The organism is Paraburkholderia silvatlantica, from assembly GCF_003096715.1.
Lineage (GTDB): Bacteria > Pseudomonadota > Gammaproteobacteria > Burkholderiales > Burkholderiaceae > Paraburkholderia > Paraburkholderia silvatlantica.
The window spans coordinates 61317-86001 of sequence record NZ_QEOL01000010.1 but is presented as its reverse complement, the minus strand read 5'-3'; the positions used below and the strand labels follow the sequence as shown (position 1 = coordinate 86001).

Below are 24685 nucleotides of genomic sequence, written 5' to 3'. Positions count from 1 at the left end.
AACGCACTCAGTTCTTCAGGGCGTTCAGCAGCGGCGCCACCGTTCCGTGCAAATGCAGGATCTCGGGGCTCGCCTGCAGCAACGCCTGATAACGCTCGTAGAACTCCGCCGATTCCTCGCCGGAAAAGAGCGCGGCCACGCCTTGCGCCGCGCCGATGCGATCGTCTGGGCCCGCGTCCTTGGCGTCGAGCGTTTCGTCGACGTTGGCGATCACCGTCGAGAGCGGCATGAGCCAGCGAAAGCCCGAGCCATTGATGAGCACCTGCAGGAAGGCCGCCGGCGTGACGGGTCCGAACTCGCGTTCGTACTCCTTGCGCTCGTGGTCGAGAATCGCCTTGTGCAGCGTAAGCAGGGGCTTGCGCACGGTCGAGAGGAATTGGATCGCGCTTTGTTCGTTCATCGTGCGGCTCCTTCGGTGGCGCTTGTCGGGTCGCGACGAATCGTCGAACGACAGGCGCCGGATCATGAGGTAGCGCGAACCGTTCGCGCGGATATGCGGACGATGGTAGCGCAATGGCCGACCGCACGTGGTCAGGCAGTAGATCGGCAGTAGCTGGGCGCGGCCGGCGCTACACTCTGCCGGTCCGCGAAACCGCGATGCCCGAGCCGGCCACCCCGAGAACGCTTCGATGACGATGACGATCCTGCCACTGCAGCGCGACGACCTGCCGCTCGACACCGCCGAGCTGGCGCGCTTCATGGTCGGCAAATATCTCGTGCGCGACCTCGCGCGCGGCCGCATGGCAGGGCGGCTCGTGGAAGTCGAAGCGTATCCCGTGGGCGACTCCACGAGCTACGCCTACATCGGCCGCCGGCCCTATAACGCCGCGATGTTCCTCGAGCGCGGTCATGCCCACGTGCGGCTGACCTACGGCAGTGCCTGGATGTTCAACATGTCGAGCGAAGCCGCGGACGTGGGCGCGGGCATCCTGTTTCGTGCACTGGAGCCGCTCGAAGGCATCGCCGCGATGGAGGCGCTGCGCCCCGGCGTCCCGCTGCGCGATCTCGCGCGCGGGCCGGGACGGCTCTCACAGGCGTTCGGCATTGCGGCGGCTTTCGATGGCGTCGACTTGTGCCGCGGGCACGGACTCTGGATTGGCCGCGTGGACGAACCTGGGCGGCCCGTGGGTGTGACGACGCGCATCGGGCTCTCGCGGGAGATGGACCGGCCGCTGCGCTTCTACGAACTGGGCAGCCGGTTCGTGAGCGGCCCGCGCAAGCTGCTGGACGGCAGCGTCGCCCCGCTTTGACTGGCTCGGGCGCCCCGGCGGAATCCGCGGGAAGCGCCGCGCCGCAAGGCGCTCGGGGGACATCGCATGCGCGCGGCATTGTTGCCGTGGTTGAAAGTGTATTTTCTCAAAATACGGGTTTACCCTGATCTCATGTCTCAATAGACTGAAGTCACTGGTTCGGCGATGCAAGCAGACACCGCCGCCGGCATAAAACAAGTGATGGAGGTAATGAACATGAAGTCCCGTACTACCCTGATCCAGGCTGCATTCGTCGCCGCCCTCGTGGCTGCTCCGGCCCTTTCGTTTGCCCAGGTGCAAGGCAACGGTCCGGTCACGCGCGCCGAGGTGAAGTCCGAATTGATCCAGCTCGAGAAGGCCGGCTACAACCCGGCTACCGCCAACGACGCGACGTACCCGAGCGACATCCAGGCCGCCGAAGCCCGCGTGAGCCGGCAGGAAGGCCTGGCGCAACAAGCGCCGGCAGCCGACACGAGCGGTTATGGCCCGTCGACCTCGGGTTCGGCGCAGTCGGGCCAGCCGGCCACGGTGCGCCCGTCGCAGTCGGTCTACTTCGGCAACTAAGCGGGCAGCAAGCCGGTGCCCGGGCGCTTCGAACACGCCTGATACGCACCCTGCAGCGCCCCGGCCAGCAAAGCTTCCAACCGATACCGGCGAAGGCGGACACCGTTCCGCCTTTGTCGCACGCCGCGCGCGCAAACCGCCGCGCGATTTTTCATGCGTGGAACCTCCGCCGCCGGAAGGTGGCTTCGCCCAACCCCGCCGGGATTGGGCGTTTTTTCACGTCTGGCGGTTTGGGATAGACCGGAGCGCTACGTCAGGCGCCAGTCCCGCCGGTGATGTAGTGCTCGAGTTGCTCGATCGTGAACTTCTGCTCGGCGATGATTTCCTTCACCAGGTCGCCGATCGACACCATCCCCACGAGCTTGCCGCCGTCCATGACGGGCAGGTGACGCATGCGCCGCTCGGTCATGAGCGCCATGCAGTCGTAGGTGGTCTGCTCCGGTTGGACGAAGCGCACGTGCGTGCTCATGATCTCGCGCACGGCGGTCGTTTTCGAAGACCGGTCCATCAGCACGATCTTGCGCGCGTAGTCACGCTCGGTGACGATGCCGGCGATCGCTGGACCGTCGGTCACGAGCAGCGCGCCAATCTGCTTTTCGGCCATGAGGCGGATTGCGTTGTAGACGGAATCGGAGGCTTCGATCGTGTACACCACCTGTTCCGGCTTCGATTTGAGTACCTGTGCAACGCTTGTCATAGGGCGACCCCTCTTCGTCCTTCTGGTTGTCCAGTCATTGCGCGGCGCGGCAAGCCGGGCGTATCGCCCGTCAAGCCATTGGAAAGCCATTTCAGTATAGGCGGCTGGCGTGCCGTACGTCGTTGGGGTATGCGCGGGGTCGCACCATTTATGCCGAGGGCATGCGGCACGGGCCTGGCCGCCTCCTATGGGGCTGGCGGCGGGGCGGAGCAAATGGCGGTAAACTCCGGTTCCGAACCCCAACCCGGCCCCTTGCCGGTTTTGCCAGTTTTCTGCTCGAGAATCATGCCTACGCCTCCTGAGTCGTCCTGTGCGGACGGCGATAACGCCAACGAATGCGTCGTGCTTGACGCGACCGCCACGCTGCCGACCCGCTACGGCACGTTCGAGTCCTATGTCTACCGGGTGAAGGACGGCGGCGCCGAGCATCTCGCGCTCGTCATGGGCGACGTCGGCAGCGGCGAGCCCACGCTGACGCGGCTCCACTCCGAATGCCTGACCGGCGACGTGTTCGGTTCCTACCGCTGCGACTGCGGCGAGCAGCTCGACCTCGCGCTGCGCTACATCGCGGCCGAAGGCCGTGGCGTGCTGCTTTACCTGCGTGGCCACGAAGGCCGGGGCATCGGCCTGTCGAACAAGATCCGTGCGTACCAGTTGCAGCAGCAGGGCCGCGATACCGTCGAGGCGAATCTCGACCTCGGTCTGCCCGACGACGCGCGCGAATACGATTCGGCGGCGGCGATCCTGCGGCTGTTGAAAGTGTCGTCGGTGCGCCTGATGAGCAACAATCCGAAGAAGTTCGATACGCTCAGGCAGCACGGCCTCCCGGTGATCGAGCGCGTGGCGCTCGCGATCCCGATGCGCGAGGAAAACGAACGTTATATCCGCACCAAGCAAGTGAAGTTTGGGCATTACTTCGAGGAGAACGAGTAGCCTCGAAACAGCGTGGGCCGGGCACGGTAATTGCGCACCGAAAAACAAAACGAGCAGGAACAGGGAGAAACGATGTCCAAGCGCCTCAACACGCGCCTGCGCGCGCTCGTACCTGCGCTAGCCAGCGCGTGCGTCGCAACCGGCCTCGTGCTCGCGTCGTCCGACGCCAGTGCGCAATCCGCGGCCTACACGAGCGAACCGGTGGATCTGTACGCCGGGCCTTCGGGCGACTATCCCGTGGTTGCCGAACTCGGACCTGGCCAGCCCGTCACCGTGATGGGCTGCGTGAGCGACTTTTCGTGGTGCGACGTCACTGTGCCCGGTCTGCGCGGCTGGGTCTACGGCGGTTATCTGAGTTATCCGTATCAGGGCGCCTACGTGCCGCTCACCAACTATGGCGCGGCGATCGGACTGCCGATCGTGACGTTCTCGCTCGGCGCCTACTGGGGCAGCTTCTATCGCGACCGGCCATGGTATGGCGAACAGCGGCGCTGGGAGCACGTGCCGCCGCCTGAACGCGGCCGCCCGCCCGCAGCGCCGGCGTGGCATGGCGCGCCGGGCCGTCCGGCCGCGATCGCGCCTGGCGGCGGCGAGCGCCCGCCGGAGCCCAATGAGCCGATGCACGGCGCACCGCCGCCCGGAGCGCAACGGCCGCCTGGCAACCCCGAGGCGCCGCGTGCGCCGGGCTACATGCCGCCGCAGGGCGCCGGACGGCCGCCCGGCAATGCAGAACCGCCACGCGTGCCCGGCAACGTGGAGCCGCCGGGCACCATGCGTCCCCACGAGGCGGGGCACCCTCCCGAGCAGCAGCCGTTCGGCGGCCGCCCGCCGGCGGGCCCGCCCGCGCAGGGTTATGCCCGTCAGCCGCCGCCCCAGCCGCAGGGCGGCATGCGTGCGCCGGGGCCCGCACCTCAACAGCCGCAGGGGCGGCCGGCCGCGCCGCCTCAGGGCGGCCATGCTCCCAGCCAGGGTGGCGAACGGGGCGGCGAGCGGCAAACCGAACACTGACGCATACCGTGTTGCTTCGCTGCAGCGGCGGGATCTCCATGGCGGGGATCCCGCCGCTGCTGTCTTCCGGCAATGACTTAGGATTGCACAGCAATTAGGGCGCTTGAGAGTCGCGCCGCGTTACGCTGGCTCGCTGGAGCCGGCGCCCAAGGCATGCCCTCCGCCGGGTTGATCAGCGCTTATCGCCGGGACTGACAGATTTAACAATCCCTGACAGTAAATTCGTGGCGCCCAGGTGAGAATACGTCGTCGCGGCGAGTGCAAGCACGGCCGCGCGCCGCCAGCGTCATGCGAGCTTCGCGCATGCGCCGCTGGCAACGGATTTCTGCTACGGGGGCTGGCGCGCTCGGGACCTGGCGACGCAGTCAGCAAGAGGAAGTCAGAGCGAACCCGAGTTCGCCGGATAACGCTGGGAAAACCAGTGCTTTGAGGTGGACGTGGCGATGGCGGCACGTGCCTCGTCGTGCAGGGAGGCGGCTGCGGCCCGCTGATAGCGTCGGGCGGTGACGCTGGCAGCGGGGCTCGCGCCGCGCACGACGATGACTGCGCTGGCGGTCCGACTCCGGGGGCGGAATCCGGAGACCACGCAGTGCGCAGCACGCGGCCGTCGCCACATTTTTTTTCCACACTTCTGAATGCATCCTTTTTGCCGCTTTGCGCATGGCTAGCGGCGCGGCGTTGTTGCGTCCGCGAAAAATCGCCTGGCCGCTTCACACTTCTGCTGCTCTGCCTGCTTGTCTTCACGGGGGCTACATGTTTTTCCGATTCGGCCGTATGCGTTTTCCACCGGGCTCGCGCGCGGACGGTCCCGAAGGCGGCCGCGAGTTCGACCGCATCGAGCTCGACCTCGCGCGCGACCGCCATGCGCGCGCCGCGATGGAGGCCTACGCGGATTCCTGCGCGGCCGAACTCCCATGGCTCAGCGAAGCGCTGCGCCTTTCGCGTTTCGGCGCGGCCGGGCGCCTGTCACAGTGTTCGTCCACGGTGTTGCGCGTGTTCGTGACGGCGCAGTCGCACGCGGCCTTGCAGCCCGACTATGCCCACGCGGCATGGGAGCACGTGCGCTCCCAGCTGACCGCGCTGCTCGCGGATTCGCCGCCGGCCGCGGGCGAGGCGGCCGCGGCCGGTTCGAACGAAGGCAAATTCGACTACCATGAGCGGTTAACATGAGAGCGATCTGTGCCCCGAAGTCGAGCGTGGCCTCGCGCTCCCATTTTTTTCGAGATGCGGCGAGAGTAGCGGGCTTTGCTGCACGGCGGGTTCCGCGTGCCGCCAGGGCCAGGGCGGGTGGCCGACGACGCGGCGCCGGCGCGCGCGCCAGAGCCCGCCAGACGATGGTCCCGGTAGGCGCGCGGTGCGGCAGGGAGGCAGTCCATCCTGGGACGATGAAGAACAAACCTGGTTGCGGGGTGCTATGAGAGTTGCAGTACTGGATGACGATGCAGCGCAGACAGAGTTCGTCTGCCAGGCCTTGAGCGCGGCGGGCCACGCCTGCCACGCGTTCGCCAAGGGCGGCGAGCTCGTCAGGCAGCTTCGGCGGCAGACGTTCGATCTGCTCGTGCTCGACTGGAACGTGCCCGACATGGCGGGCGACGAAGTGCTGCACTGGGTGCGGCGGAACCTCTCCACACGCCTGCCGGTGCTCTTCATGACGAGCCGCAGCCGCGAGGCCGACATCGCGCAAATGCTCAACGCCGGCGCCGACGACTATGTCGTCAAGCCTGTCTCGGCGCCGGTGCTGATCGCCCGCGTCAATTCGCTGTTGCGCCGCGCCTATCAGATGCACACGCCGGCGTTCAAGGAAATCTTCGGCGAGTACGAGTTCGACCTGAAGTCGCGCCAGGCTTCGGTGAGCGGTCGCAGCGTCGCGCTCACGCAGAAGGAGTTCGATCTCGCGCTGCTGCTGTTTCAGCACCTGAGCCGCCCGCTGTCGCGCGCGCACATTCTCGACGTGATCTGGAAGCAGTCCGACGACATTCCTTCGCGCACGATGGACACGCACGTTTCCATGCTGCGCTCGAAGCTCGGCCTGCGTCCCGAAAACGGCTATCGCCTCACGCCGATCTACGGCTACGGTTACCGGCTCGAGCGTATCGAGGGGGACAACGCGTGAGGGGCGCGCGTGCGGTGCGCGCCACCGCGGCGCCGTTCCTCGCCGTCGCGCTTGCGTTCCTTGCACTGCCCCGCGGCGTCGCGGCGCGCGAGGACGCTTCGGCGCAGCCGCCCGAGATGACCACCTACGTCGCGCGCTCTGGCGACTCGCTCTACGACATCGCCACGCGTTACCTGCGCAATCCCGCCGACTGGAAGAAGCTCGCGAGCCTCAATCATGTGAGCGAGCCGCGCCACCTTCGGCCGGGCACGACGCTGCGCGTGCCGGTCGCGCTGCTGCGCCAGGACGGCCTGAGCGCGAAGGTGGTTGCCGCGAACGGTCCCGTGCAGCATGCGTTCCGCGCCGGCCCGCTCCTGCCGCTCACGGTCGGCTCGAGCCTCGTCGAAGGCGACCGCGTGCAGACCGGCCACAACGGTTTCGCCACGCTCGAACTGGCCGACGGCTCGCATATCGCGCTGCCGCCCGATACTTCGCTTGACCTTGCCACGCTGCGTCAAACGGCGCTCACGGGCGCGACCGACCGCATCGTCGATCTCCGTCATGGCGAGGTGAGCAGCGAGGTCACGCATGCCACGAAGAAGGACGATCGCTTCCAGATCCGCTCGCCTTCCGTGGTGGCCGGCGTGCGCGGCACGCAGTTTCGCGTGAGCTACGACGGCGACAAGGGCGCGACTGCCGTGGAGGTGCTGGACGGCGCGGTGGGCGTGGATGCCGACTCGCCGGCCCGCAACCGCCACGGCGCTCGAGCACGGCCGCCGGCGCCGGGCACGCCGCTCGCCGCCTCGGAGCAACTCGTCGCCGCGCATCACGGTAACCTCACGCTCACGGGCCAGCCGGCGGGCGCGCCCGTCGCGCTGCTCGACGCGCCCGAATTGCTGCATCCGTCCAAAGTGCAGGACGACGAAGACGTCGCCTTCGAAATCGCGCCATTAGCGGGTGCGAGCGCCTGGCGCGTGCAAATCGGCCGCGACGCGGGCCTGCTCGACATGATTCGCGACAAGCGCAGCGCCGATCCGCACGTGTCGTTTGCCAATCTCGACGACGGCACCTACTTCGTACGCATTTCCGCCATCGACGCGCGCGGTCTCGAAGGCATGCCGGCGTCGTATGCGTTCGAGCGCCGGCGCGTCGCGCTCGGCACGAGCGCCGGCCGCATCGAAGGCTCGCGCGACTTCGCGTTCCGCTGGTTCATCGACCGCAATGCGCCGAACACGCGCTTTCGCTTTGTGCTCAGCACGACGTCCGATCTGCGCGCGCCGCTCATCGACCGTACCGATATCGCGGCGGGCGACGCGGTCGTGCGCGACCTGCCGAAGGGCGTCTACTACTGGACGGTGATCGCCGAGCAGTTCGACAACGGCCACTATTATCAGAAGGCGAGCCCGGTCCAGTCGTTCAGGCTCGACTGGTGACGCAGGCGCGCATGAGCGTGAGGCCGCCCGCGCGCCTTGGCCGCTCCGTCGGGCGACGCTTCCTGTTCGAATGGGCCGGCGTGGGCTGCGCGGGCGTGGCCGCGGTCGTGCTCTGCGTGCTCTGGCGGCTGACGAGCGGCGCAGACCATCTGGTCTATGACCGCTTGCTTTCCGCGCGCACGCTGCCGGTGTCGCCCGACATCGTGCTCGTGGAGATCGACAACGCGAGCGTCGCCGCGCTCGGGCGCTGGCCGTGGCCGCGCGAGCTGCATGCGCGGCTCGTCGATCAGCTCGCGAAAGCGGGCGCGGCGGCCGTCGTCTACGACGTGCTGTTTACCGAATCGTCGCCCGGCGACGCGCACTTTGCGCAGGCGCTGCGCGCGCGCCCTTCATTCCTCCCGATCCTGCTGACTCCCGCCGACGACACCGGTCGCCGCGAGGCCGTGCGCCCGGTCGCGCCGCTCGCGCAGGCGGTCGCCGGCATGGGCCATATCAACCTCGAAGTCGATAGCGACGGCATCGTGCGCAGCGTCGCGCTCTTCGAAGGCGACGCGCAGCAGCGCTGGCCGCAGCTGATGGTGCCGGTCTGGCGGGCGGTGCGCAACGGCGTCGTGAAGCTCGTGCACGGCACGCCCGCCGCCGCGCGGCGCGATGACGTGCTGCAGGCGGCGGCGCCGGGCAGCGAGGCGCGTTTCCTGATTCCGTTCGGCGCGAATTCGCAGGCCTTCCACAAGGTCTCGTTCGCCGACGTGCTCGATGGCCGCGTGCCGCCCGAGCAGTTGCGCGGGCGCGTGGCGATCGTCGGCGTCACGGCCTCGGGGCTCTACGACCGCTTCGCCACGCCGCTGTCGGGGACGCTCGGGCCGCTGCCCGGCTTATACATCCACGCCATCGTGCTCGACACGCTGCTCAACGGCAGCGCCATCCAGCCCGTGGCGCCGCTCATGGTCGTGCTTGCCTCGCTCGTGCCGCTCGTGCTGCTGCTGGCGGGCTTTCTCGTGCTCTCGCCGCTGCGCACGCTGCTGCTGCTCGCGCTCCTGATCGCCGTGTCGCTCGGTGCGAGCGCGGGCATGCTGCACGCGCGCCTCTGGCTCCCGCCGGTGCCCGCGATCGTCGCGCTGCTCATCGTCTATCCGGCGTGGAGCTGGCGCCGCCTCGAGATGACGATGGCTTATCTGCGCAAGGAACTGCGCCAGCTTGCCGACGAGCCCTACCTGCTGCCCGAGGCGCCCACGCCGCGCCGCGAATTCGCCGGCGACGCGCTCGCCCAGCAAATGGCGCTCATGGCGCAGGCCGCGCAGCGGCTGCAGGACATGCGCCGCTTCGTGTGGGACAGCCTCGATGCCGTGCCGGAGCCGATTTTCGTGGCCGATCTGCACGGTGTCGTGCTGATCGCGAATCAGGCTTCGCGTGCGTATCTCGAGCGCCTCGCGGTGAGCGCCGCGCAAGGGCGCCGGATGCAGGACGTGTTCGGCGACCTCGCGCTCGTCAAGCCGATCGACCCGGCGCCCGACGCGATGGCGTTCGCGCACGCGCATTGGCCTGCGCCGCTCGACCCGGCGCGCGACGAGTTCGCGGAGTTGATGGAGCGCGGTGTGGAAGTGCGCGCGCGCGACGGCAGCGACTACCTGCTGCGCTACGCGCGCTGTACGAACGCGCAGGGGCAGGCGGTAGGCTGGATCGCGGGTCTCGTCGACGTGACGGAGCTGCACGACGCCGAACGCCAGCGCGAGGACGCGCTGCGCCTCTTGTCGCACGACATGCGCTCGCCGCAGGCCTCGATCGTCGCGCTCGTCGAGACGGAGCGCGAGCGCGGCACGCTCGGCTCCGAGCCGGTGCGTGGCGTGATGGAGCGCATCGAGCGCTACGCGCGCCGCTCGCTCGAGCTCGCCGACGACTTCGTGCAACTCGCGCGCGCCGAGTCGCAGGTGTATGCGCTCGAGCCCACGAGCCTCGCGGAGCTGGTGATCGACGCGAGCGACGAAGTGTGGCCGCAGGCGCACGCGAAACGCATCCAGATCGACACGGTGTTCGAAGGCGAGCAGATGGGCTGGATCAACGCCGACCGCTCGCTCATGACGCGCGCGCTCGTGAACGTGCTGAACAACGCAGTGAAGTACAGTCCTGCGGATACGCGCATCGTCTGCACCGTCGCGCTGGACGACCACGTTCCGCCGCGCGTGGTCTGCTCGATTCGCGATCAGGGCTACGGTATCGCGCACGAAGATCAGGCGCGGCTGTTCCAGCCGTTCCAGCGCTTTCACGCGGAACAGCGGCCCGAGGTGAGCGGCGCGGGGCTCGGCATGGCGTTCGTGAAAACGGTCGTGACGCGCCATGGCGGCGACGTCCAGCTGGAGAGCGAACCCGGCAAGGGTACCGTCCTGACGATGTCGCTGCCCGCGTTCGATGCGCCCGTTTGAGCCGCACCGGGCCGCTCCGGCTGCGCATGAATAACCCGAATGCCGCTGGCTGCACGCCGGCGGCAACCCGATGGAGTGTTGCGTGAAGACCTTGCTGTCGATCTGTCTCCTGCCGGTGCTCGCCGCCCTCGCCGGATGCGCGGGCGTGACCGCCGACGTCGCGGCCACAGGCGCACTGCCCGCCGCGGCTGCGAGCAGCCAACCCGTGGCTTACCGTTTTGCGCCAACGCCCGCCCAGGCCGAGGCGGGCGAGATCCTCCCGTACGAGGCGTTGCTGAGCGACGGTCTCGCGCAGCGCGGCTTCAGGGCAGGCGCGCCCGAGGCGGCGCGCTATCTCGTCTCGGTGGCGTGGGATACGCATCCTGCCGAGGTGAAAGTCGTAGACGCGGGCTGCGGCGCCGGCTGCACGCCGGCCGAGGCGCCGTCGTTGCCGTGGTTCGGACGGCCCTACGTGCATACGCTGACGCTGCGTTTCTTCGCGTTGCCCGAGGGCGGCGAGGTGTACAAGGTGAGCGCCGTGAAGCGCGACCGCAACGCCGACCCGCGCGAGGCGGTGCCGTACCTCGTGGCGGGCGCACTGGCGCGGCTGCCGTACGCGGGCGCGCCGCAATGGCGCGTCAAGCTGAAGCGTCCGGCCGGCGCCGGCTCGGCGGATCGGGCGCCGGGCATGCCGGAAGTGCTCTCCGTCTCACCCGTCGATGCGCAGTAGGGCGCAGTAGGCCGCTGTAGGTCAGGGCAACTTTTCCCAGGCCGCGCCGCATGCGAAGGCGCTATGCTGGCTCCCGAATCTGGCGCAACGGTTGCGCGAGAGACGTCACGGGAGCCGCTCATGTTCGATCACATTGGATTGCGCGTGCAGGATCTCGCACGCAGCGTGCGTTTTTACGAGGCGCTGCTTGCGCCGCTTGGCGTCGTGGTGTGCATGCGCGACGACACCTACGCGGGGCTCGGCCAGCCGGGCGAGCCCCGGCTCTGGCTGCACGCCGTATCCGCCGACGCCGCGCCGGCGCCGCGCGGCGTGCACGTGGCGTTTGCGGCGGCGACCCGCGCGGCGGTCGCCGGTTTTCATGAAGCGGGCCTGCGCGCAGGCGCGAAAGACAATGGCGAACCCGGCGTGCGTGCCGGCTACAGTCCCGACTATTACGCAGCATTCCTGATCGATCCCGACGGCAACAACGTCGAGGCCGTCTGCTACGCGCGCGAAGCGTGAGCGGTGTCAGGCGCCGGGCGTGGCATCCGGCGCCGCTTGCAGCGCGCTGGCCGCCTCGTCCTGAGGCCAGCGGTTTTCGAACACGCATTCGCCAAGCGGCTTGCGTTTGGCCCATTTCTCCATTTCGAGCATCGGCTGCGGATAGAACGTGTCGACCTGGCCCACGCACAGTATCGCCACCGGCTTGGCGCCGGGCGGCATGGCGAGCAGGGTGCGCACCTCGTCGACGTCGAAGATCGACACCCAGCCCATGCCCAGTCCTTCGGCGCGCGCCGCGAGCCACATGTTCTGGATCGCGCACGCCACGGAGGCGAGGTCCATCTCGGGCAGCGTGCGGCGGCCGAAGACATGGGCTTCGCGCCGATCCATCAGCGCGACCACGAGCACCTCGGCGCAATCGCGCATGCCTTCCACCTTGAGCTTCATGAACTCGTCGCGGCGCTTGCCCAGCGCATCGGCGGTCGCGATGCGCTCGCGCTCGACCGTCGCGTGCAGTTGCTCGCGCAACGACGCGTCCGTGATGCGCACGATGCGCCACGGCTGCATGAAGCCTACGCTCGGCGCGTGATGCGCGGCGTCGAGCAGACGCGCGAGCGTCGCGGGATCGATCGGGCCCGGCGCGAAGTGCCGCATGTCGCGGCGCTCGTAAATCGCGCGGTAGACCGCCGCGCGTTCGGCTTCGTCAAAGGGCTGTGCCATGGAAGAGTGCGGCCGCAAAAGCCGGGTTGGAGGGCCAGTAAGCGTGCATATAGGTGGCCGTGATCGAGCCGTGCCGATACAGCGCCTCGCCGGGCGTGCCGGTTTGGGCGTGGCGTGCCGTGAGCGCGGGCGCAAGCGGCGTGGCGACGCGCGAGTAGTGAAACGTGTGTCCGCGCAGTGCGCCATGCGCGCCGTCGAGCTGCTGCATGCCGAGCGCCGCGAAGCGCTTTTGCATGACCGCCTCGCCGGGCAGCAGACCGAGCATCGGCGTGCGCGTGCCGTCTACGTCGGTCAGTGCGTCGAGCAGATAGAGCATGCCGCCGCATTCGGCGACGAGCGGTTTGCCCGCCGATACATGCGCGCGCAACGAATTCGCGCTCTGCGTACTGTGCGCGAGCGGCGCGGCATGCAGCTCGGGATAGCCGCCGGGCAGAAAGATCGCATCGGCGCTCGCGGGCGCAGGTTCGTTCGCAAGCGGCGAAAAGTAACTCACGTGCGCGCCTAGCGTCTCGAGCAATGCAATGTTCGCCGGATAGAGAAACGAGAACGCGGCGTCGCGCGCAATGGCGATATGACGGCCTTCGAGTTCGCGCGCAATCGCTTCGTCATGCGAAGGATTGGCGAATTCCACCGAAGGCGGCAATTCGGCGAGCGCGGTTTGCGCAAGCGCGTCGGCGGCGCGTTCGATGCGCGTGTCGAGGTCGTCGATCTCCGCGGCCTGATGCAGGCCGAGATGGCGATCGGGCAGCGCCATCGTCGCTTCGCTCGCTACCTGCCCGAGCCAGCGCACTTCGGCGGGCAATGCCTCCTGCAGCATCTGCGCGTGGCGCGCCGAGCCCACGCGGTTCGCCAGCACGCCATGAAACGGCACTTCCGGCCGAAAGCGCGCGAGACCGAACGCGATCGCGCCGAAGGTCTGCGCCATCGACTTCGCGCTGACGATGGCGGCCACCGGCACGCCAAAATCGGTCGCGAGATCGGCGCTGCTCGGCGTGCCGTCGAACAGGCCCATCACGCCTTCGATGAGGATCAGGTCGGCTTCGCGCGCGGCCTGCGCGAGCAGGGCGCGGCACGCTTCGTTGCCCACCATCCACAGGTCGAGCGAGAGCACGGGCGCACCGCTTGCGCGGGCGAGGATCATCGGGTCGAGAAAATCCGGCCCGGTCTTGAAGACGCGCACGCGTCGGCCCGCGCGACGGTGCAGGCGCGCGAGGCCGGCCGTGAGCGTGGTCTTGCCCTGGCCCGATGCGGGTGCGCTGATGAAGAGCGCGGGGCAGGCAACCGTTGCGCTCATGCGCTTAAAACTCCACGCCCTTTTGCGCTTTCACGCCTTGCTCGCGATACGGATGCTTCACGAGGCGCATTTCCGTGACGAGGTCGGCGGCTTCGATCAGCGCGTCGGGCGCATGGCGGCCCGTCACGACCACGTGCACGTGCGGCGCGCGCGACGCGATCACGCCGAGCACTTCGTCGAGCGGCAGATACTCGTATTTGAGCACCGTGTTGAGTTCGTCGAGGATCACCATGGCGTACTCGCCGCTTTCGATCATGCGCTTCGCTTCGCTCCAGCCCTTGCGCGCGGTCGCGATGTCGCCGTCGCGATTCTGCGTGTTCCAGGTGTAGCCGTCGCCCATCGTCACGAAATCGCAGTGCGCAACGCTGCCGAGGAAGTCGCGTTCGGCCGTGTGCAGCGCGCCTTTGATGAACTGCACGACACCGAGCTTCATGCCATGGCCGAGCATGCGCACCGCCATGCCGAATGCGGCTGTGCTCTTGCCCTTGCCGTTGCCGGTATTGACGATCAACAGGCCTTTTTCGTGCGTCGCCGCGGCCTGCTTTTTCTCGTGGCCCTCGCGGCGGCGTTGCGTCATGCGTTGGTGCGATTCGGGATCGGTTTTCATCATCGGGAGTGGGTGGGTTGCGGCGCTTTCGCGTCCGCGTTTGCGTGGTTTGGCGGCAAGCCTGCGATTGCGACCGTCACACCGTCGAGCGCCAGCTTGCCGCGTACGAGCGGAGCGCCGCCCGCCGCAAGACGCGCGCAGGGTTCGCACACGCCGTCCACGCCGAACTGCGCTTGCGCGGCCGCGGAGGGCGGCGCAAGTGCGGGCGTCGCGGCAAGCTGCTCCCGCGTGTACGTGTGCAGCGGCAGCGCATGTGCCGCGCAAAACGCTCGCAAGCCCGGCTCGCCAGCTTTGGCGTCGAGCGTCGCCACAGCCGCTACGCTGTCGAGCGGCCACGCACCGAGCGCGGCGCGCACCGCGGCTTCGACCTGCGCGAGCGTCACGCCGCGCCGGCAGCCGATGCCGAGCGCGAGCGGCGGCACGCGCTGCGCGGGTTCCAGCGTGGCTTCGACTGAGGCTGCGCGCGAGGCGCGATTTTCGGCAGGATTCACGGCGAGAGCGTCGATCGAAGGCGTGACCGCAAGGGCAAAACGAGCAAAAGCGTTGCGTTCCGGCCGGCGCCGGATGCGCGCTACGATAGCACACGCTTTTGCGGCTTCCCACGCCTTCCTTGACGCGCAGGCCCCCCGCGCCTACACTCGCACGCACTCTGGTGCTCGCGCGCGATTCATCATGCACGCGCAGTTAAACGGGAATCAGGGAGCCATCCCGCCTCGGGCATGGCCAACCTGAACTGCACCCGCAACGGTACAACGAGCGCGGCGTTCGCAAGAATGCCGCAAACCGCTTCCATGCTTTGAGCAGTCCAGCCACTGTGCAAGCCGGCCGCAAGGCCGCTCGCGCGGGAAGGCGAAGCGGTGTTTCGTCAGTCCGGATACCGGCCAGATACGTGGGATTCGCGCTGCGGGGATGCGGTGCCGGGTCCGTGATTTTCATGCGTCAGCCGGGCGAGGCCCGGGTGCGCTTCCGGCCGTTCGTCCCCTGCAGGTTTTTGAATCGTTGCGCGTGAGGGCGTCCCCACGGATACGCGCGTGAGCGCAGCACGACACCCGCACGAACGGCAGGCGCGACGCACCATGCCCCTCGATACGGCCTGGCGCCGAAGGAGCACTTCATGCAAATGCGCAAGATTCCGGTCACGATCGTGACGGGTTTTCTCGGCAGCGGTAAAACCACGCTGCTGCGTCACATTCTTCAGCACGCGGGCGGCCTGCGCGTCGCGGTCATCGTCAACGAGTTCGGCGAACTCGGTATCGACGGCGAAATTTTGCGTGGCTGCGGCATTGGCTGCGACGAAAACGGCAATGAAACGCAAGGCCAGCTCTACGAACTCGCGAACGGCTGCCTGTGCTGCACCGTGCAGGAAGAGTTCTTCCCTGTGATGGAGAAACTGCTCGAACGCCGCGGCGATGTCGATCACGTGCTGATCGAAACCTCGGGTCTCGCGCTGCCCAAGCCGCTCGTGCAGGCGTTCAACTGGCCGTCGATCCGCAACGCGTTCACCGTCGACGCGGTCGTGACCGTGGTGGACGGCCCCGCCGCCGCGAGCGGCCAGTTCGCCGAAAACCCGCAGGCCGTGGACGCGCAGCGCCGCGCCGACCCGAATCTCGATCACGAATCGCCGCTGCATGAGCTGTTCGAAGACCAGCTTTCGGCCGCCGACCTCGTCATTCTCAACAAGACCGATCTGCTCGACGTTGCGGGCCAGGACGCGCTCATCGCCGAGCTGCGCGAGGAACTGCCGCCGCAGGTGAAAATCGTGCGCGCGCAGCACGGCAAGCTCGATCTGCCTACGCTGCTCGGGCTCGAGGCGGCCTCCGAGGAGAGCATTCATTTGCGGCACGATCATCACGGTTCCGCCGACGATCCCGATCATCACCACGACGAGTTCGATTCGGTCGTGGTGTCGGGCGCGGCGGCTTCGCGCGAGACCGTGATCGAAGCGCTGCAGCAACTCGTCGATGCGCACACGATCTATCGCGTGAAGGGTTTCGCCGCGCTGCCCGGTGCGCCCATGCGTCTCGTGGTCCAGGGCGTGGGCCGCCGCTTCGACAGCTATTTCGACCGCCGCTGGAACGCGCAGGAAAGCGCGGCGCAGCCGCTTGAGAGCCGCTTTGTGCTGATCGGCGAAGACCTCGATGGCGCGACGCTGCAAGCGGCCTTCGATAGCGCATTGGCGAACCTGCAGACCGCGGACGCGAAGTGAACGCGCCGAGCTAGACGAGGCCGTCCCATGCATTTGCTGCGCACCACGCCTGGCGGATTCGTCGACGACACCCAGGGCGTTATCCGGATCGACCAGCAGCCCGCCGAGATCGTCGTGCTCAGTTCGGCGGACACGACGCTCGCGCTGCTGGCGAGCGCCGTGCCGCGCCTGCCCGCAGGTTTTCCGGGCGTGCGGCTCGCGAACGTCACGTATCTGCGCCAGCCCGCGTCGGTGGACTTCTACGTCGAGGACGTCCTGCAGCACGCGCGGGTGGTGGTGGTCGATCATCTGGGCGGCGAGACGTACTGGCCATATGGCATCGAACAGGTCGTCTCGCTCGCTCAGCGCCGCGGGCAACTGCTCGCGATGTTCTCCGGCGACTTGCAGGAAGATCCCAACCTCATCGCGAAGAGCCGCGCCGAGCCCGCGTTTTGCCGTCTGCTTTGGCGTTACTTGCGCGAAGGCGGCGCGGCCAATGCCGAATCGTTCCTGCGCGCGCTCGCGTGGCGCGCATTCGATTGGGGCAGTGAGCCTGCGCCGCCCGTTGCGCTGCCGGCCGCCGCGCTTTATTGCCCGCAGCGCGACGTCGCGACCATCGACGAATGGCGCGCGCGCTGGCAACCCGGCGCGCCGGTTGTCGCGCTGCTGTTTTACAAGGCGCATTTGCAGGCCGCAAACACGGCCGCGTTCGATGCGCTCATCGACGCGCTGCTGGCGCGCGGCATGAACCCGCTGCCGCTCGCGATCACGTCGCTCAAGGACAGCTTGAGCCGCGACGTGCTCGATCAACTGGCGGCCGAGCATGATGTCTCGCTCGTGCTGAACACCACGGCGTTTGCCGCTTCGTCGCTGGACGATCCCGAGCCGCTCGCGCTGGCCGGCGACGCGCCCGTGCTCCAGGTGATCCTGAGCGGCGGCAATCGCGAAGACTGGGTCAAGGACAATCACGGCCTGAATTCGCGCGATATCGCCATGCATATCGCGCTGCCCGAAGTGGACGGCCGCGTCATTACGCGCGCGATCAGCTTCAAGGGCCTCGCGTACCACTGCAAGGAGACGCAGGTCGACGTCGTGCGTTATCGGCCCGACCTCGAGCGTGTGGCGTTCGTTGCCGAACTCGCGCGCCGCTGGTGCCGGCTGCGCAGTCTGCCGAACGAAGAAAAAAAGCTCGCGCTCGTGCTCGCGAACTATCCGATGAGCGAAGGGCGCATTGGCAACGGCGTAGGGCTCGACACGCCGGCCTCGGTGGTGGGCATCCTGCGCATGCTGCGCGACGAAGGCTACCGCGTAGCCGATTTGCCTGCAGACGGCGACGCGCTCATGCGCATCCTCACGCAGGGCGTGACGAACGATCCCGACACGCGCGCGCTGCGCCCCGCATGGCAGAGTCTTTCCCTCGACGACTACCGTGCGCGCTTCTCGCAGTTGCCCGCCGAGGCGCAGAACGCGCTGATCGCGCGCTGGGGCGCGCCGGAGGACGACCCCACGGTGCGCCGCGGCCGCTTCATGATTGCGGGGTGGCGCTGTGGTCAGGTGTTCGTCGGCATCCAGCCCTCGCGCTCGCGCGGCGACGATACCTACGCGAACTACCACGACGCCGAACTCGTGCCGCCGCACGCGTATCTCGCGTTTTATTTCTGGCTGCGCGAAACGTTCGGCATCGACGCCATCGCGCACGTGGGCAAGCACGGCAACCTGGAGTGGCTGCCGGGCAAGAGCGTGGCGCTCGGCGACAGCTGCTGGCCCGACATGGCGCTCGGGCCGCTGCCGCATCTGTACCCGTTCATCGTCAACGATCCGGGCGAGGGGAGCCAGGCCAAACGCCGCGCCCAGGCCGTGATCGTCGACCACCTGATGCCGCCGCTCACGCGCGCCGAAAACTATGGGCCGCTGCAAGACCTGGAACGTCAGGTCGATGAGTATTACGAAGCATTGATGGTGGACCCGCGCCGCGCGAAACTGCTGCGCAAGACCATACTCGCGACGATCATCGAGCATCGGCTGCACGAGGAATTGAGCGTCGCCGCGCCGCAGGATCAGGCCGGCGAAGACGAATTGCTCACGCGCGCCGACGCCTACCTTTGCGAGCTGAAGGAAGCGCAGATTCGCGACGGCCTGCATACGTTCGGCGAATCGCCGCAAGGTCAGCAGCGGGGCGACACGCTGCTCGCGCTCGGGCGCTATGCATGCGGCGACGGACAAGGGGCGAACGCCGGCCTCATCGACGCGCTCGCGCGAGACCTGCGTATCGATCACCTCGTCGATCCGGCCACGGTCGATTGGGCTGTGCCGTGGCAGGGCCCGCGTGCACCGCAGCTAGCCGCTGTCAGCGATATGCCATGGCGTCACGCGGGCGACACGCGCGAGCGCCTGGAAATGCTCGCCGCCACGCTGATCGCGGGCATTTGCTCAGGCGAACGAAGCGATACGGAGGCCGCATCGCTGCCGCATGCGGCGCAAGTGCTCGCGCGCCTGCGCGACGACGTGCTGCCGCGCCTCGACGCCTGCGGCCCCGAAGAAATGCGCCAGCTGCGGCGTGGCTTCGAAGGCCGCTTCGTGCCGCCGGGCCCCAGCGGTTCGCCCTCGCGCGGCCGTCCCGATGTGCTGCCCACCGGCCGCAACTTCTACTCGGTCGATACGCGTGCCATCCCGACACAAGCGGCGTGGGCGCTCGGCATGAAATCGGCGCAGCAGCTCATCGAGCGCCACCTGCAGGAGCACGGCGATTACCCGAGGGCCGTGGGGCTTTCGGTCTGGGGCACGGCGACGATGCGCACGGGCGGAGACGACATCGCCCAGGCGTTCGCGCTGATCGGCGTGCGGCCGAAATGGGCCGCTGGCAGCCAGCGCGTGACCGACTTCGAGATCATGCCCGTCGAGGCGCTGGACCGGCCGCGTATCGACGTGACGCTGCGCGTATCGGGCTTCTTCCGCGACGCGTTTCCTAACGTGATGCATCTGTTCGACGCCGCCGTGCAGGCGGTGGCCGATCTCGACGAGCCGGAGCACCAGAACCCGCTGCGCGCACGCGTGCTGCGCGAGCGCGATGCGCTGGTGGCGAACGGCATGGCCGCCGACGAGGCGCGCCGCCGGGCGCTCTGGCGCGTGTTCAGCGCGCGCCCCGGCGCTTACGGCGCGGGCTTGCAGTCGATGATCGACCAGCGCCAGTGGCAGACCGACGCCGATCTCGCGCACGCGTATCAGGCGTGGGGCGGCTACGCCTACGCGCAAAAGAGCGCGGGCGACGAGGCGGGCGATGCGTTCCGCGCGCGTCTCGCGACGCTCGACGTGGTGCTGCAGAACCAGGACAACCGCGAGCACGACCTGCTCGACTCGAACGACTACTACCAGTTCCAGGGTGGCATGGCGGCGGCGGCGCGGCACTTCTCGCAGGCGCAGCCCGCGCTTTATCACGCGGACCATAGCAACCCTGCCGCGCCGCGCATCCGGCCGCTGCACGAGGAGATCGCGCGTGTGATCCGCTCGCGCGTGGTGAACCCGAAGTGGATCGACGGCGTGAAGCGTCACGGCTACAAGGGCGCAGCGGAAATGGCGGCGACCGTCGATTACCTTTTTGGCTACGACGCGACCGCGCGCGTGGTGGGCGACCATCAGTACGCGCTCGTGGCGAACGCTTACGTGCACGACGACGACACGCGCGCCTTCATGGAGCGCCACAATCCGCACGCGCTGCATGCCGTGTGCGAGCGCCTGCTCGAAGCGATCCAGCGCGGTCTCTGGCAGGAGCCGGGCGAGCATCGCGCACAACTCGAACACCGTCTGCTCGAAGCCGGGCAGCATCTGGAAGGATCAGGACCATGAGCGCTGCGGCCACGCGTCCCGCGTTTCCCTTTACCGCGCTGATCGGCCAGGCGCCGTTGCAGCGCGCGCTGCTGCTCGCGGCCATCGACCCCGCGATCGGCGGCGTGCTGGTGAGCGGGCCGCGCGGCACGGCGAAATCCACGGCGGCGCGCTCGCTCGCGGCGCTCTTGCCGGCAGGCGCGTTCGTCACGCTGCCGCTCGGCGCGAGCGAGGACAAGCTGATCGGCACGCTAGACCTCGAAGCGGCGTTGCGCGAGAGCACGGTGCGCTTCGCGCCTGGCTTGCTCGCGCGTGCGCACGGCGGCGTGCTTTACGTGGACGAAGTGAACCTGCTGCCCGACGCGCTCGTCGACGTGCTGCTCGACGCGGCGGCAAGCGGCGTGAACACCGTGGAGCGCGATGGCGTCTCGCACACGCACGACGCGCATTTCGTGCTGGTGGGCACGATGAATCCCGAAGAAGGGGAGTTGCGTCCGCAACTGCTCGATCGCTTTGGCTTGATGGTGGAACTTGGCACGCCTTATGACGCGGCGCAACGGCAACGCATCGTCAAGGCGCGTCTCGCGTTCGACGCCGATCCGCAGGCGTTTTGCGCGGCGCGCGAGAGCGAACAGCGCGCGCTCGGCGCACGCATCGCGGCGGCGCGCGTGGCGCTCGCCACGCTCGATTGGAGCGATGCCGTGCACGAGCGCGCGGCGCAGCGCTGCATCGAGGCCGCGGTCGACGGGCTGCGCGCCGACCTCGTGATGCTGCGCGCGGCGCGTGCGCTGGCCGCGTTCGAAGGCGCGGAATCGGTGAGCCCGGATCACGTCGATCTGGTCGCGGATTGCGTGCTCGCGCATCGTCGGCGTGCCATGCCGCAGCGGTCCGATGCGCCGTCTTCCACCGCGCCGCAGCCGCCCGCGTCCGCTCCCGCGCCCTCACGCGAAGAAAAGTACACCGAAACAACATCGGACTCTGACTGGGGCGAGATGCCGCCCGAGCCCGTCGCTGCGAAGACGGTGAAGGGCGTGATCCCGCTGCCCGCAAAAAAACGCTGACCCGTCGAGTACCGGCCGCCGCCTTCGCACAGGGCGGCGCTCGACGGCGAGAAGGCCCGGGACGCGGTCCCACGCAAGCGGCGAAGCATGGCGATCGCATCGCCTGGCCGCCCACGCTCGCGGCCAAACGCGCGGGATCGTTGCAGTCGCAACATTTTCGCTTCACCAAACGCAAGACCGGTACCGGCACGCTGCATTGCTTCGTGCTGGACTGCTCGGCATCCATGCTCGCGCGCGGCCAGCTTGCGCTCGCCAAGGGTTTACTGGTCGCGCTGTTCGACCGCGCCCGCGCCGAGCGAGTGGAAGTGGCGCTGGTCGCTTTCGGCGGCGCGGGCGCCGAAACGCGCTTCGGTCCCGCGGTGCCGCGCTGGTGGAACGAGCGCTGGATCGAGCCGATCGGCGGGGGCGGCGGAACGCCGCTCGAAGCAGGTATCGGCCGCGCGGCGCAAGTGCTCGAAACCGCCGCGCGCCGCGATCCGGCGCGCGCGCGCCATCTCTGGCTGTTCAGTGACGGCCGCACGACGCAGTGGCCCGCGCGGCCACGCTACGCCGACCACGTCACGGTGATCGATTGCGAACTTGGGGTGCTGCGCCTGGGGCGCTGCGAGGCGCTCGCGCGAGCCTGGGCCGGCGAGTGCCTGGACGCTCAGGCGCTGCTCGCCTGAACGCGCGTTAGCGCGTGCTGCCGGTCCAGTACAGCACGTCGTCCTGACGATCGAACACGTAGACTTTCATCGCCATCTGCTCGGCGGGCGTGAGGCGGTCGAGTTCGAGGCCGAGCGTCGCTGGCGCGGGGGCGCCCGCTTCCGCCTGCACGTTGCGGATGACCGCCGTGGTTTCGATCGCCGTATCGTTGTCGGCCGAACGCAGCTGGAATGCCACGCGCAGCCGCTCACCAGGCTTGCCGAGCGCCCACGCGGCGCTCACCGAAAGCCCGAGCGCGCTGATCCCGCGTGCGAGCGCCACGCCGTCATAACCCGCGCCTTCCTCGCCGATGCCGTAGCGCACGGGAAATTGCGCGCGCACGCGAATCGAGCGGCGTTCGCGCAGACGGCGGATGTTGGCGGGCTTCGACAGCACGAGATAGTCGAGAGGCGACTGGCTGAACGCATGCACGGTGCATACGAAGCGATAGACGGCCTGGCTCGCAATCGCGACGATCTCCACGTTTTCGCCCGGCGTGACGGCGATGGGTCGGCCATCGACATAGGGGGTCGTCACGAAGAGCGCCTCGTTCGGCGCGAAGCCGATCAGGCGGCACGGGTGCATCGGCGCGCCGCTCGCGGTCATTTGCGGGCGCAGGCCCATCAGCGCGCCGATGTTCAGGTGCATGGCGCGCGTGGTGGCGGCTGGATCGCCGGCATTGCCCGTGGCCGCCGCGCTCTGCGGGGCAACCCCGGGCCTTTCCACGTCGCCGCGATGCGGCGCGAAGTGCTGAAACAGGAAGTCGCGCTCCGCTTCGCCCACCAGCACCGACCCGGCATCGAGCAGCAAGGCGCCGTCGCGATCGACGACCGGCCAGGCGAGCGGCTCGCCTACCGGCAGGGCGTCCGGCGTGAGCGGGGCGGCTTCGACTACGGTGGCGGCGTCGCTGGTTTCGGCTTGGGCTTCGGTGGTCAGGTTGGTCATCGGCGCAGGGTGGTCGGTGGGCGTTTGCGTCGCGAATCGACATCGCGGGTTCACCTGGTTTACGGCGCTGCGGCAGGGAAATTAAGTGCGCGCCGCCAATCGAAAGCGATTTCGCGAGCGGCAGTATGATGAATACTGCATGCCACCGGTAATCGGCCGGCAAGCGTAGCAAACCTGACTGCGGAGCAAGAGGGAACGCCTCATGGAGCTCTGGAAACGATGTTTGCGAATCCCCCGCCGGTGGAGCCGGGCGCTCATGCAGTGGGTCGGGAGCCATCCGTTCATCGTCGGCACGCTGGGCTCGCTAGTCGGTGCGGCCATCGTGGTCATCGTGCTGTTGGGCTTGATGCAGCAGCGCACGCAGGCCATCGCCAGCACGCAGCACAATTCTGCCGCGCTCGTTTCGCTGATGTCGAACGACCTGGAGGCGAACTTCGGCATCTACGATCTGCTGCTGCTCGATGCCGCCGACAGCGCTCGCGATCCGCGCACGCAAAGCCTGCCGCCCGACATCCGCCGCAGGCTGCTGTTCGGCCGCGTGGCGGGCGGCACCTATCTCGACGATGCGTTCTACATCGACGCGAGCGGCCATGTCGTCGAATCGCGGGACGGCCGCGCGTATCCCGGCGTCAATCTCGCAGACCGGGACTATTTCACGGCGCAGCACGAGCGCTCGGTCGGCATGTATATTTCGGACCCGATTCGCTCGCGTGCGCGCGAAGGCCAGTATTCGATTGCGCTGTCGCGCCGCGTGAACGAATACGACGGCTCGTTTGGCGGCGTCGTGCTGCTCACGCTGCGGCTCGCGTATTTTCAGCAACTGTTCGACCGGATCGACGTCGACCCCAAGGGCAGCGCGTTCATCATGCTCGACGACGGGACCATGCTCGCGCATCGCCCTTATTCGGACTACGAAGTGGGCGCACGGGTCGGGGAGCTGGATTACATCAAGCCGATGCTCAACAGCAACGCTGGCTCGTTCATCGCCGCGGGCGAGGAGGACAAGGTCGAGCGCATCTACACGTTCAAGCGCGTGCCGCATACGTCGCTCATCGCGGTCGTCGCGCCTTCCGTGGACGGCGCGCTCGCCGCCTGGCGCCGCCGCCTGCGGATCTATGCGCCGATGGCGTTGATTTTCGGCGCGCTGATTGCCGCTTCGTCGTGGCTGCTGGCATTTTCGATGCGCACGCGGCTCGCCACACAAAAAGAATTCGAACGTCTCGCGGTGACCGATGCGCTCACGAGTCTCTACAACCGGCGCGCACTCGATCTGCGGATCGAAACCGAATGGCGGCATGCGAGACGAGCGGGCGAACCGCTCTCGGTGCTCTTCGTCGATATCGACAGGTTCAAGCTGTTCAACGACTTCTACGGGCACGCCGAAGGCGATAAGGTGCTCGCCGCCGTGGCCCGCGCGATATGCGGGGCCTGCCGGCGCGCAACGGACATGGTTGCGCGCTACGGCGGCGAGGAGTTCGCCGTGGTGCTGCCGGCTACGCCTTTCGATGGCGCCGTGAAAATCGCGGAAGGGGTGCGTCAGCAAGTGGCGGCACTGGGAATCGCGCACGAGCACAGCGAATACGGCACGCTGACCGTGAGCATTGGCTGCGCCACCTGCGTGCCGCACAAGAGCGAGGGCGCGCAGGCGCTGCTGCGCGCCGCCGACGCCGAGCTTTACGCCGCGAAGCAGGCGGGGCGCAACCAGGTGAAGGCGCGCGAATTCGCGGGCGCGCCGCCCGATCCGCGCGACTCGCTGCCCACGCTGAAGGCGTGAGCGCGGC

The 24685-nt window shown here is 68.2% G+C and carries 22 protein-coding genes and 1 riboswitch; of the genes, 15 read left to right on the top strand and 7 right to left on the bottom strand.

Annotated features, from left to right (window positions below; all coding sequences use genetic code 11):
- Positions 1–7 precede the first annotated feature (7 nt).
- Complete coding sequence (locus C7411_RS15375; RefSeq protein WP_110385242.1) at positions 8–400, bottom strand: thioredoxin domain-containing protein; 393 nt, start codon at positions 398–400, stop codon at positions 8–10.
- A 229-nt stretch (positions 401–629) separates the two neighbouring features.
- On the opposite strand from C7411_RS15375, the gene C7411_RS15370 reads away from it, so the two are divergent.
- Positions 630–1250: a DNA-3-methyladenine glycosylase gene (locus C7411_RS15370; RefSeq protein ID WP_110385130.1), complete on the top strand. Its 621-nt coding sequence runs from the start codon at positions 630–632 to the stop codon at positions 1248–1250.
- Between the two features lie 210 nt (positions 1251–1460).
- Positions 1461–1814 carry a DUF4148 domain-containing protein gene (locus C7411_RS15365; RefSeq protein ID WP_373682591.1) on the top strand — a complete coding sequence of 118 codons (354 nt, stop codon included), beginning with the start codon at positions 1461–1463 and terminating at the stop codon, positions 1812–1814.
- 253 nt (positions 1815–2067) lie between these two features.
- Here the strand turns inward: C7411_RS15365 and C7411_RS15360 are convergent, their stop codons facing one another.
- Positions 2068–2511, bottom strand: a complete 444-nt coding sequence (locus C7411_RS15360) for a CBS domain-containing protein (protein WP_110385129.1) — start codon at positions 2509–2511, stop codon at positions 2068–2070.
- Positions 2512–2796: 285 nt separating this feature from the next.
- On the opposite strand from C7411_RS15360, the gene ribA reads away from it, so the two are divergent.
- From ribA to C7411_RS15320, 8 genes are all read left to right on the top strand, one after another.
- Complete coding sequence (gene ribA / locus C7411_RS15355; RefSeq protein WP_110385128.1) at positions 2797–3444, top strand: GTP cyclohydrolase II; 648 nt, start codon at positions 2797–2799, stop codon at positions 3442–3444.
- A 72-nt stretch (positions 3445–3516) separates the two neighbouring features.
- The gene (locus C7411_RS15350; RefSeq protein ID WP_110385240.1) at positions 3517–4452 is read left to right on the top strand and encodes an SH3 domain-containing protein; all 936 of its coding nucleotides are present in this window, start codon (positions 3517–3519) and stop codon (positions 4450–4452) included.
- Positions 4453–5226: 774 nt separating this feature from the next.
- A complete protein-coding gene (locus C7411_RS15345) occupies positions 5227–5622 on the top strand; it encodes a peptidase (RefSeq protein ID WP_243413174.1) in 396 nt (131 codons plus the stop codon).
- Positions 5623–5866: 244 nt separating this feature from the next.
- On the top strand, positions 5867–6565 hold the full coding sequence (locus C7411_RS15340; protein WP_110385127.1) for a response regulator transcription factor: 699 nt from the start codon (positions 5867–5869) through the stop codon (positions 6563–6565).
- Positions 6562–7977, top strand: coding sequence for a FecR family protein (locus C7411_RS15335; protein WP_243413173.1), 1416 nt, complete (start codon positions 6562–6564; stop codon positions 7975–7977). The genes C7411_RS15340 and C7411_RS15335 overlap by 4 nt, the downstream gene beginning before the upstream one ends.
- Positions 7978–7988: 11 nt before the next feature.
- Positions 7989–10397 (top strand): CHASE2 domain-containing protein, encoded by a 2409-nt coding sequence (locus tag C7411_RS15330; protein ID WP_110385238.1) that lies wholly within the window; start codon positions 7989–7991, stop codon positions 10395–10397.
- Positions 10398–10479: 82 nt separating this feature from the next.
- Positions 10480–11106: a DUF4136 domain-containing protein gene (locus C7411_RS15325; protein WP_165822816.1), complete on the top strand. Its 627-nt coding sequence runs from the start codon at positions 10480–10482 to the stop codon at positions 11104–11106.
- Positions 11107–11226: 120 nt separating this feature from the next.
- Positions 11227–11607: a VOC family protein gene (locus tag C7411_RS15320; RefSeq protein ID WP_110385125.1), complete on the top strand. Its 381-nt coding sequence runs from the start codon at positions 11227–11229 to the stop codon at positions 11605–11607.
- 6 nt (positions 11608–11613) lie between these two features.
- Here C7411_RS15320 and bluB read toward each other — a convergent pair whose 3' ends face one another.
- Genes bluB through C7411_RS15300 form a run of 4 tightly spaced genes read right to left on the bottom strand, consistent with a single transcriptional unit; the run spans position 11614 to position 14698 of the window.
- Positions 11614–12306: a 5,6-dimethylbenzimidazole synthase gene (gene bluB, locus C7411_RS15315; RefSeq protein WP_110385124.1), complete on the bottom strand. Its 693-nt coding sequence runs from the start codon at positions 12304–12306 to the stop codon at positions 11614–11616.
- On the bottom strand, positions 12290–13600 hold the full coding sequence (locus C7411_RS15310) for a cobyrinic acid a,c-diamide synthase CobB (protein ID WP_110385123.1): 1311 nt from the start codon (positions 13598–13600) through the stop codon (positions 12290–12292). The genes bluB and C7411_RS15310 overlap by 17 nt, the downstream gene beginning before the upstream one ends.
- Before the next feature lie 4 nt (positions 13601–13604).
- Positions 13605–14207 carry a cob(I)yrinic acid a,c-diamide adenosyltransferase gene (gene cobO / locus C7411_RS15305; RefSeq protein ID WP_110385237.1) on the bottom strand — a complete coding sequence of 201 codons (603 nt, stop codon included), beginning with the start codon at positions 14205–14207 and terminating at the stop codon, positions 13605–13607.
- Positions 14207–14698: a cobalamin biosynthesis protein gene (locus tag C7411_RS15300; RefSeq protein WP_243413172.1), complete on the bottom strand. Its 492-nt coding sequence runs from the start codon at positions 14696–14698 to the stop codon at positions 14207–14209. Before C7411_RS15300 ends, cobO begins: the two co-directional genes overlap by 1 nt.
- 142 nt (positions 14699–14840) lie before the next feature.
- Positions 14841–15106, top strand: a riboswitch (cobalamin riboswitch).
- A 221-nt stretch (positions 15107–15327) separates the two neighbouring features.
- Between C7411_RS15300 and cobW the strand changes: the two genes are divergently transcribed.
- The 4 genes from cobW to C7411_RS15280 all read left to right on the top strand — a co-directional run bounded on the left by cobW (position 15328) and on the right by C7411_RS15280 (position 21940).
- Positions 15328–16413 (top strand): cobalamin biosynthesis protein CobW, encoded by a 1086-nt coding sequence (gene cobW / locus C7411_RS15295; protein WP_279306245.1) that lies wholly within the window; start codon positions 15328–15330, stop codon positions 16411–16413.
- 27 nt (positions 16414–16440) lie between these two features.
- Positions 16441–20235, top strand: a complete 3795-nt coding sequence (gene cobN / locus C7411_RS15290; protein ID WP_110385121.1) for a cobaltochelatase subunit CobN — start codon at positions 16441–16443, stop codon at positions 20233–20235.
- Complete coding sequence (locus C7411_RS15285; protein ID WP_110385120.1) at positions 20232–21275, top strand: magnesium chelatase ATPase subunit I; 1044 nt, start codon at positions 20232–20234, stop codon at positions 21273–21275. Before cobN ends, C7411_RS15285 begins: the two co-directional genes overlap by 4 nt.
- Positions 21276–21415: 140 nt before the next feature.
- On the top strand, positions 21416–21940 hold the full coding sequence (locus tag C7411_RS15280) for a vWA domain-containing protein (RefSeq protein ID WP_260175854.1): 525 nt from the start codon (positions 21416–21418) through the stop codon (positions 21938–21940).
- 7 nt (positions 21941–21947) lie between these two features.
- Here C7411_RS15280 and C7411_RS15275 read toward each other — a convergent pair whose 3' ends face one another.
- Positions 21948–22904 carry a flagellar brake protein gene (locus C7411_RS15275; RefSeq protein ID WP_110385118.1) on the bottom strand — a complete coding sequence of 319 codons (957 nt, stop codon included), beginning with the start codon at positions 22902–22904 and terminating at the stop codon, positions 21948–21950.
- 256 nt (positions 22905–23160) lie between these two features.
- Between C7411_RS15275 and C7411_RS15270 the strand changes: the two genes are divergently transcribed.
- Complete coding sequence (locus C7411_RS15270) at positions 23161–24678, top strand: sensor domain-containing diguanylate cyclase (RefSeq protein WP_165822815.1); 1518 nt, start codon at positions 23161–23163, stop codon at positions 24676–24678.
- Positions 24679–24685: the final 7 nt, after the last annotated feature.

Coding starts and splice junctions, on each gene's coding strand:
- C7411_RS15310 (WP_110385123.1), bottom strand. CDS start 13,600: ATGAGCGCAACGGTTGCCTGCCCCGCGCTCTTCATCAGCGCACCCGCA.
- cobO (WP_110385237.1), bottom strand. CDS start 14,207: ATGAAAACCGATCCCGAATCGCACCAACGCATGACGCAACGCCGCCGC.
- C7411_RS15285 (WP_110385120.1), top strand. CDS start 20,232: ATGAGCGCTGCGGCCACGCGTCCCGCGTTTCCCTTTACCGCGCTGATC.
- C7411_RS15365 (WP_373682591.1), top strand. CDS start 1,461: ATGAACATGAAGTCCCGTACTACCCTGATCCAGGCTGCATTCGTCGCC.
- ribA (WP_110385128.1), top strand. CDS start 2,797: ATGCCTACGCCTCCTGAGTCGTCCTGTGCGGACGGCGATAACGCCAAC.
- C7411_RS15320 (WP_110385125.1), top strand. CDS start 11,227: ATGTTCGATCACATTGGATTGCGCGTGCAGGATCTCGCACGCAGCGTG.
- C7411_RS15330 (WP_110385238.1), top strand. CDS start 7,989: ATGAGCGTGAGGCCGCCCGCGCGCCTTGGCCGCTCCGTCGGGCGACGC.
- C7411_RS15340 (WP_110385127.1), top strand. CDS start 5,867: ATGAGAGTTGCAGTACTGGATGACGATGCAGCGCAGACAGAGTTCGTC.
- cobN (WP_110385121.1), top strand. CDS start 16,441: ATGCATTTGCTGCGCACCACGCCTGGCGGATTCGTCGACGACACCCAG.
- C7411_RS15375 (WP_110385242.1), bottom strand. CDS start 400: ATGAACGAACAAAGCGCGATCCAATTCCTCTCGACCGTGCGCAAGCCC.
- C7411_RS15370 (WP_110385130.1), top strand. CDS start 630: ATGACGATGACGATCCTGCCACTGCAGCGCGACGACCTGCCGCTCGAC.
- C7411_RS15275 (WP_110385118.1), bottom strand. CDS start 22,904: ATGACCAACCTGACCACCGAAGCCCAAGCCGAAACCAGCGACGCCGCC.
- cobW (WP_279306245.1), top strand. CDS start 15,328: ATGCGCAAGATTCCGGTCACGATCGTGACGGGTTTTCTCGGCAGCGGT.
- C7411_RS15345 (WP_243413174.1), top strand. CDS start 5,227: ATGCGTTTTCCACCGGGCTCGCGCGCGGACGGTCCCGAAGGCGGCCGC.
- C7411_RS15270 (WP_165822815.1), top strand. CDS start 23,161: ATGCAGTGGGTCGGGAGCCATCCGTTCATCGTCGGCACGCTGGGCTCG.
- C7411_RS15360 (WP_110385129.1), bottom strand. CDS start 2,511: ATGACAAGCGTTGCACAGGTACTCAAATCGAAGCCGGAACAGGTGGTG.
- C7411_RS15350 (WP_110385240.1), top strand. CDS start 3,517: ATGTCCAAGCGCCTCAACACGCGCCTGCGCGCGCTCGTACCTGCGCTA.
- bluB (WP_110385124.1), bottom strand. CDS start 12,306: ATGGCACAGCCCTTTGACGAAGCCGAACGCGCGGCGGTCTACCGCGCG.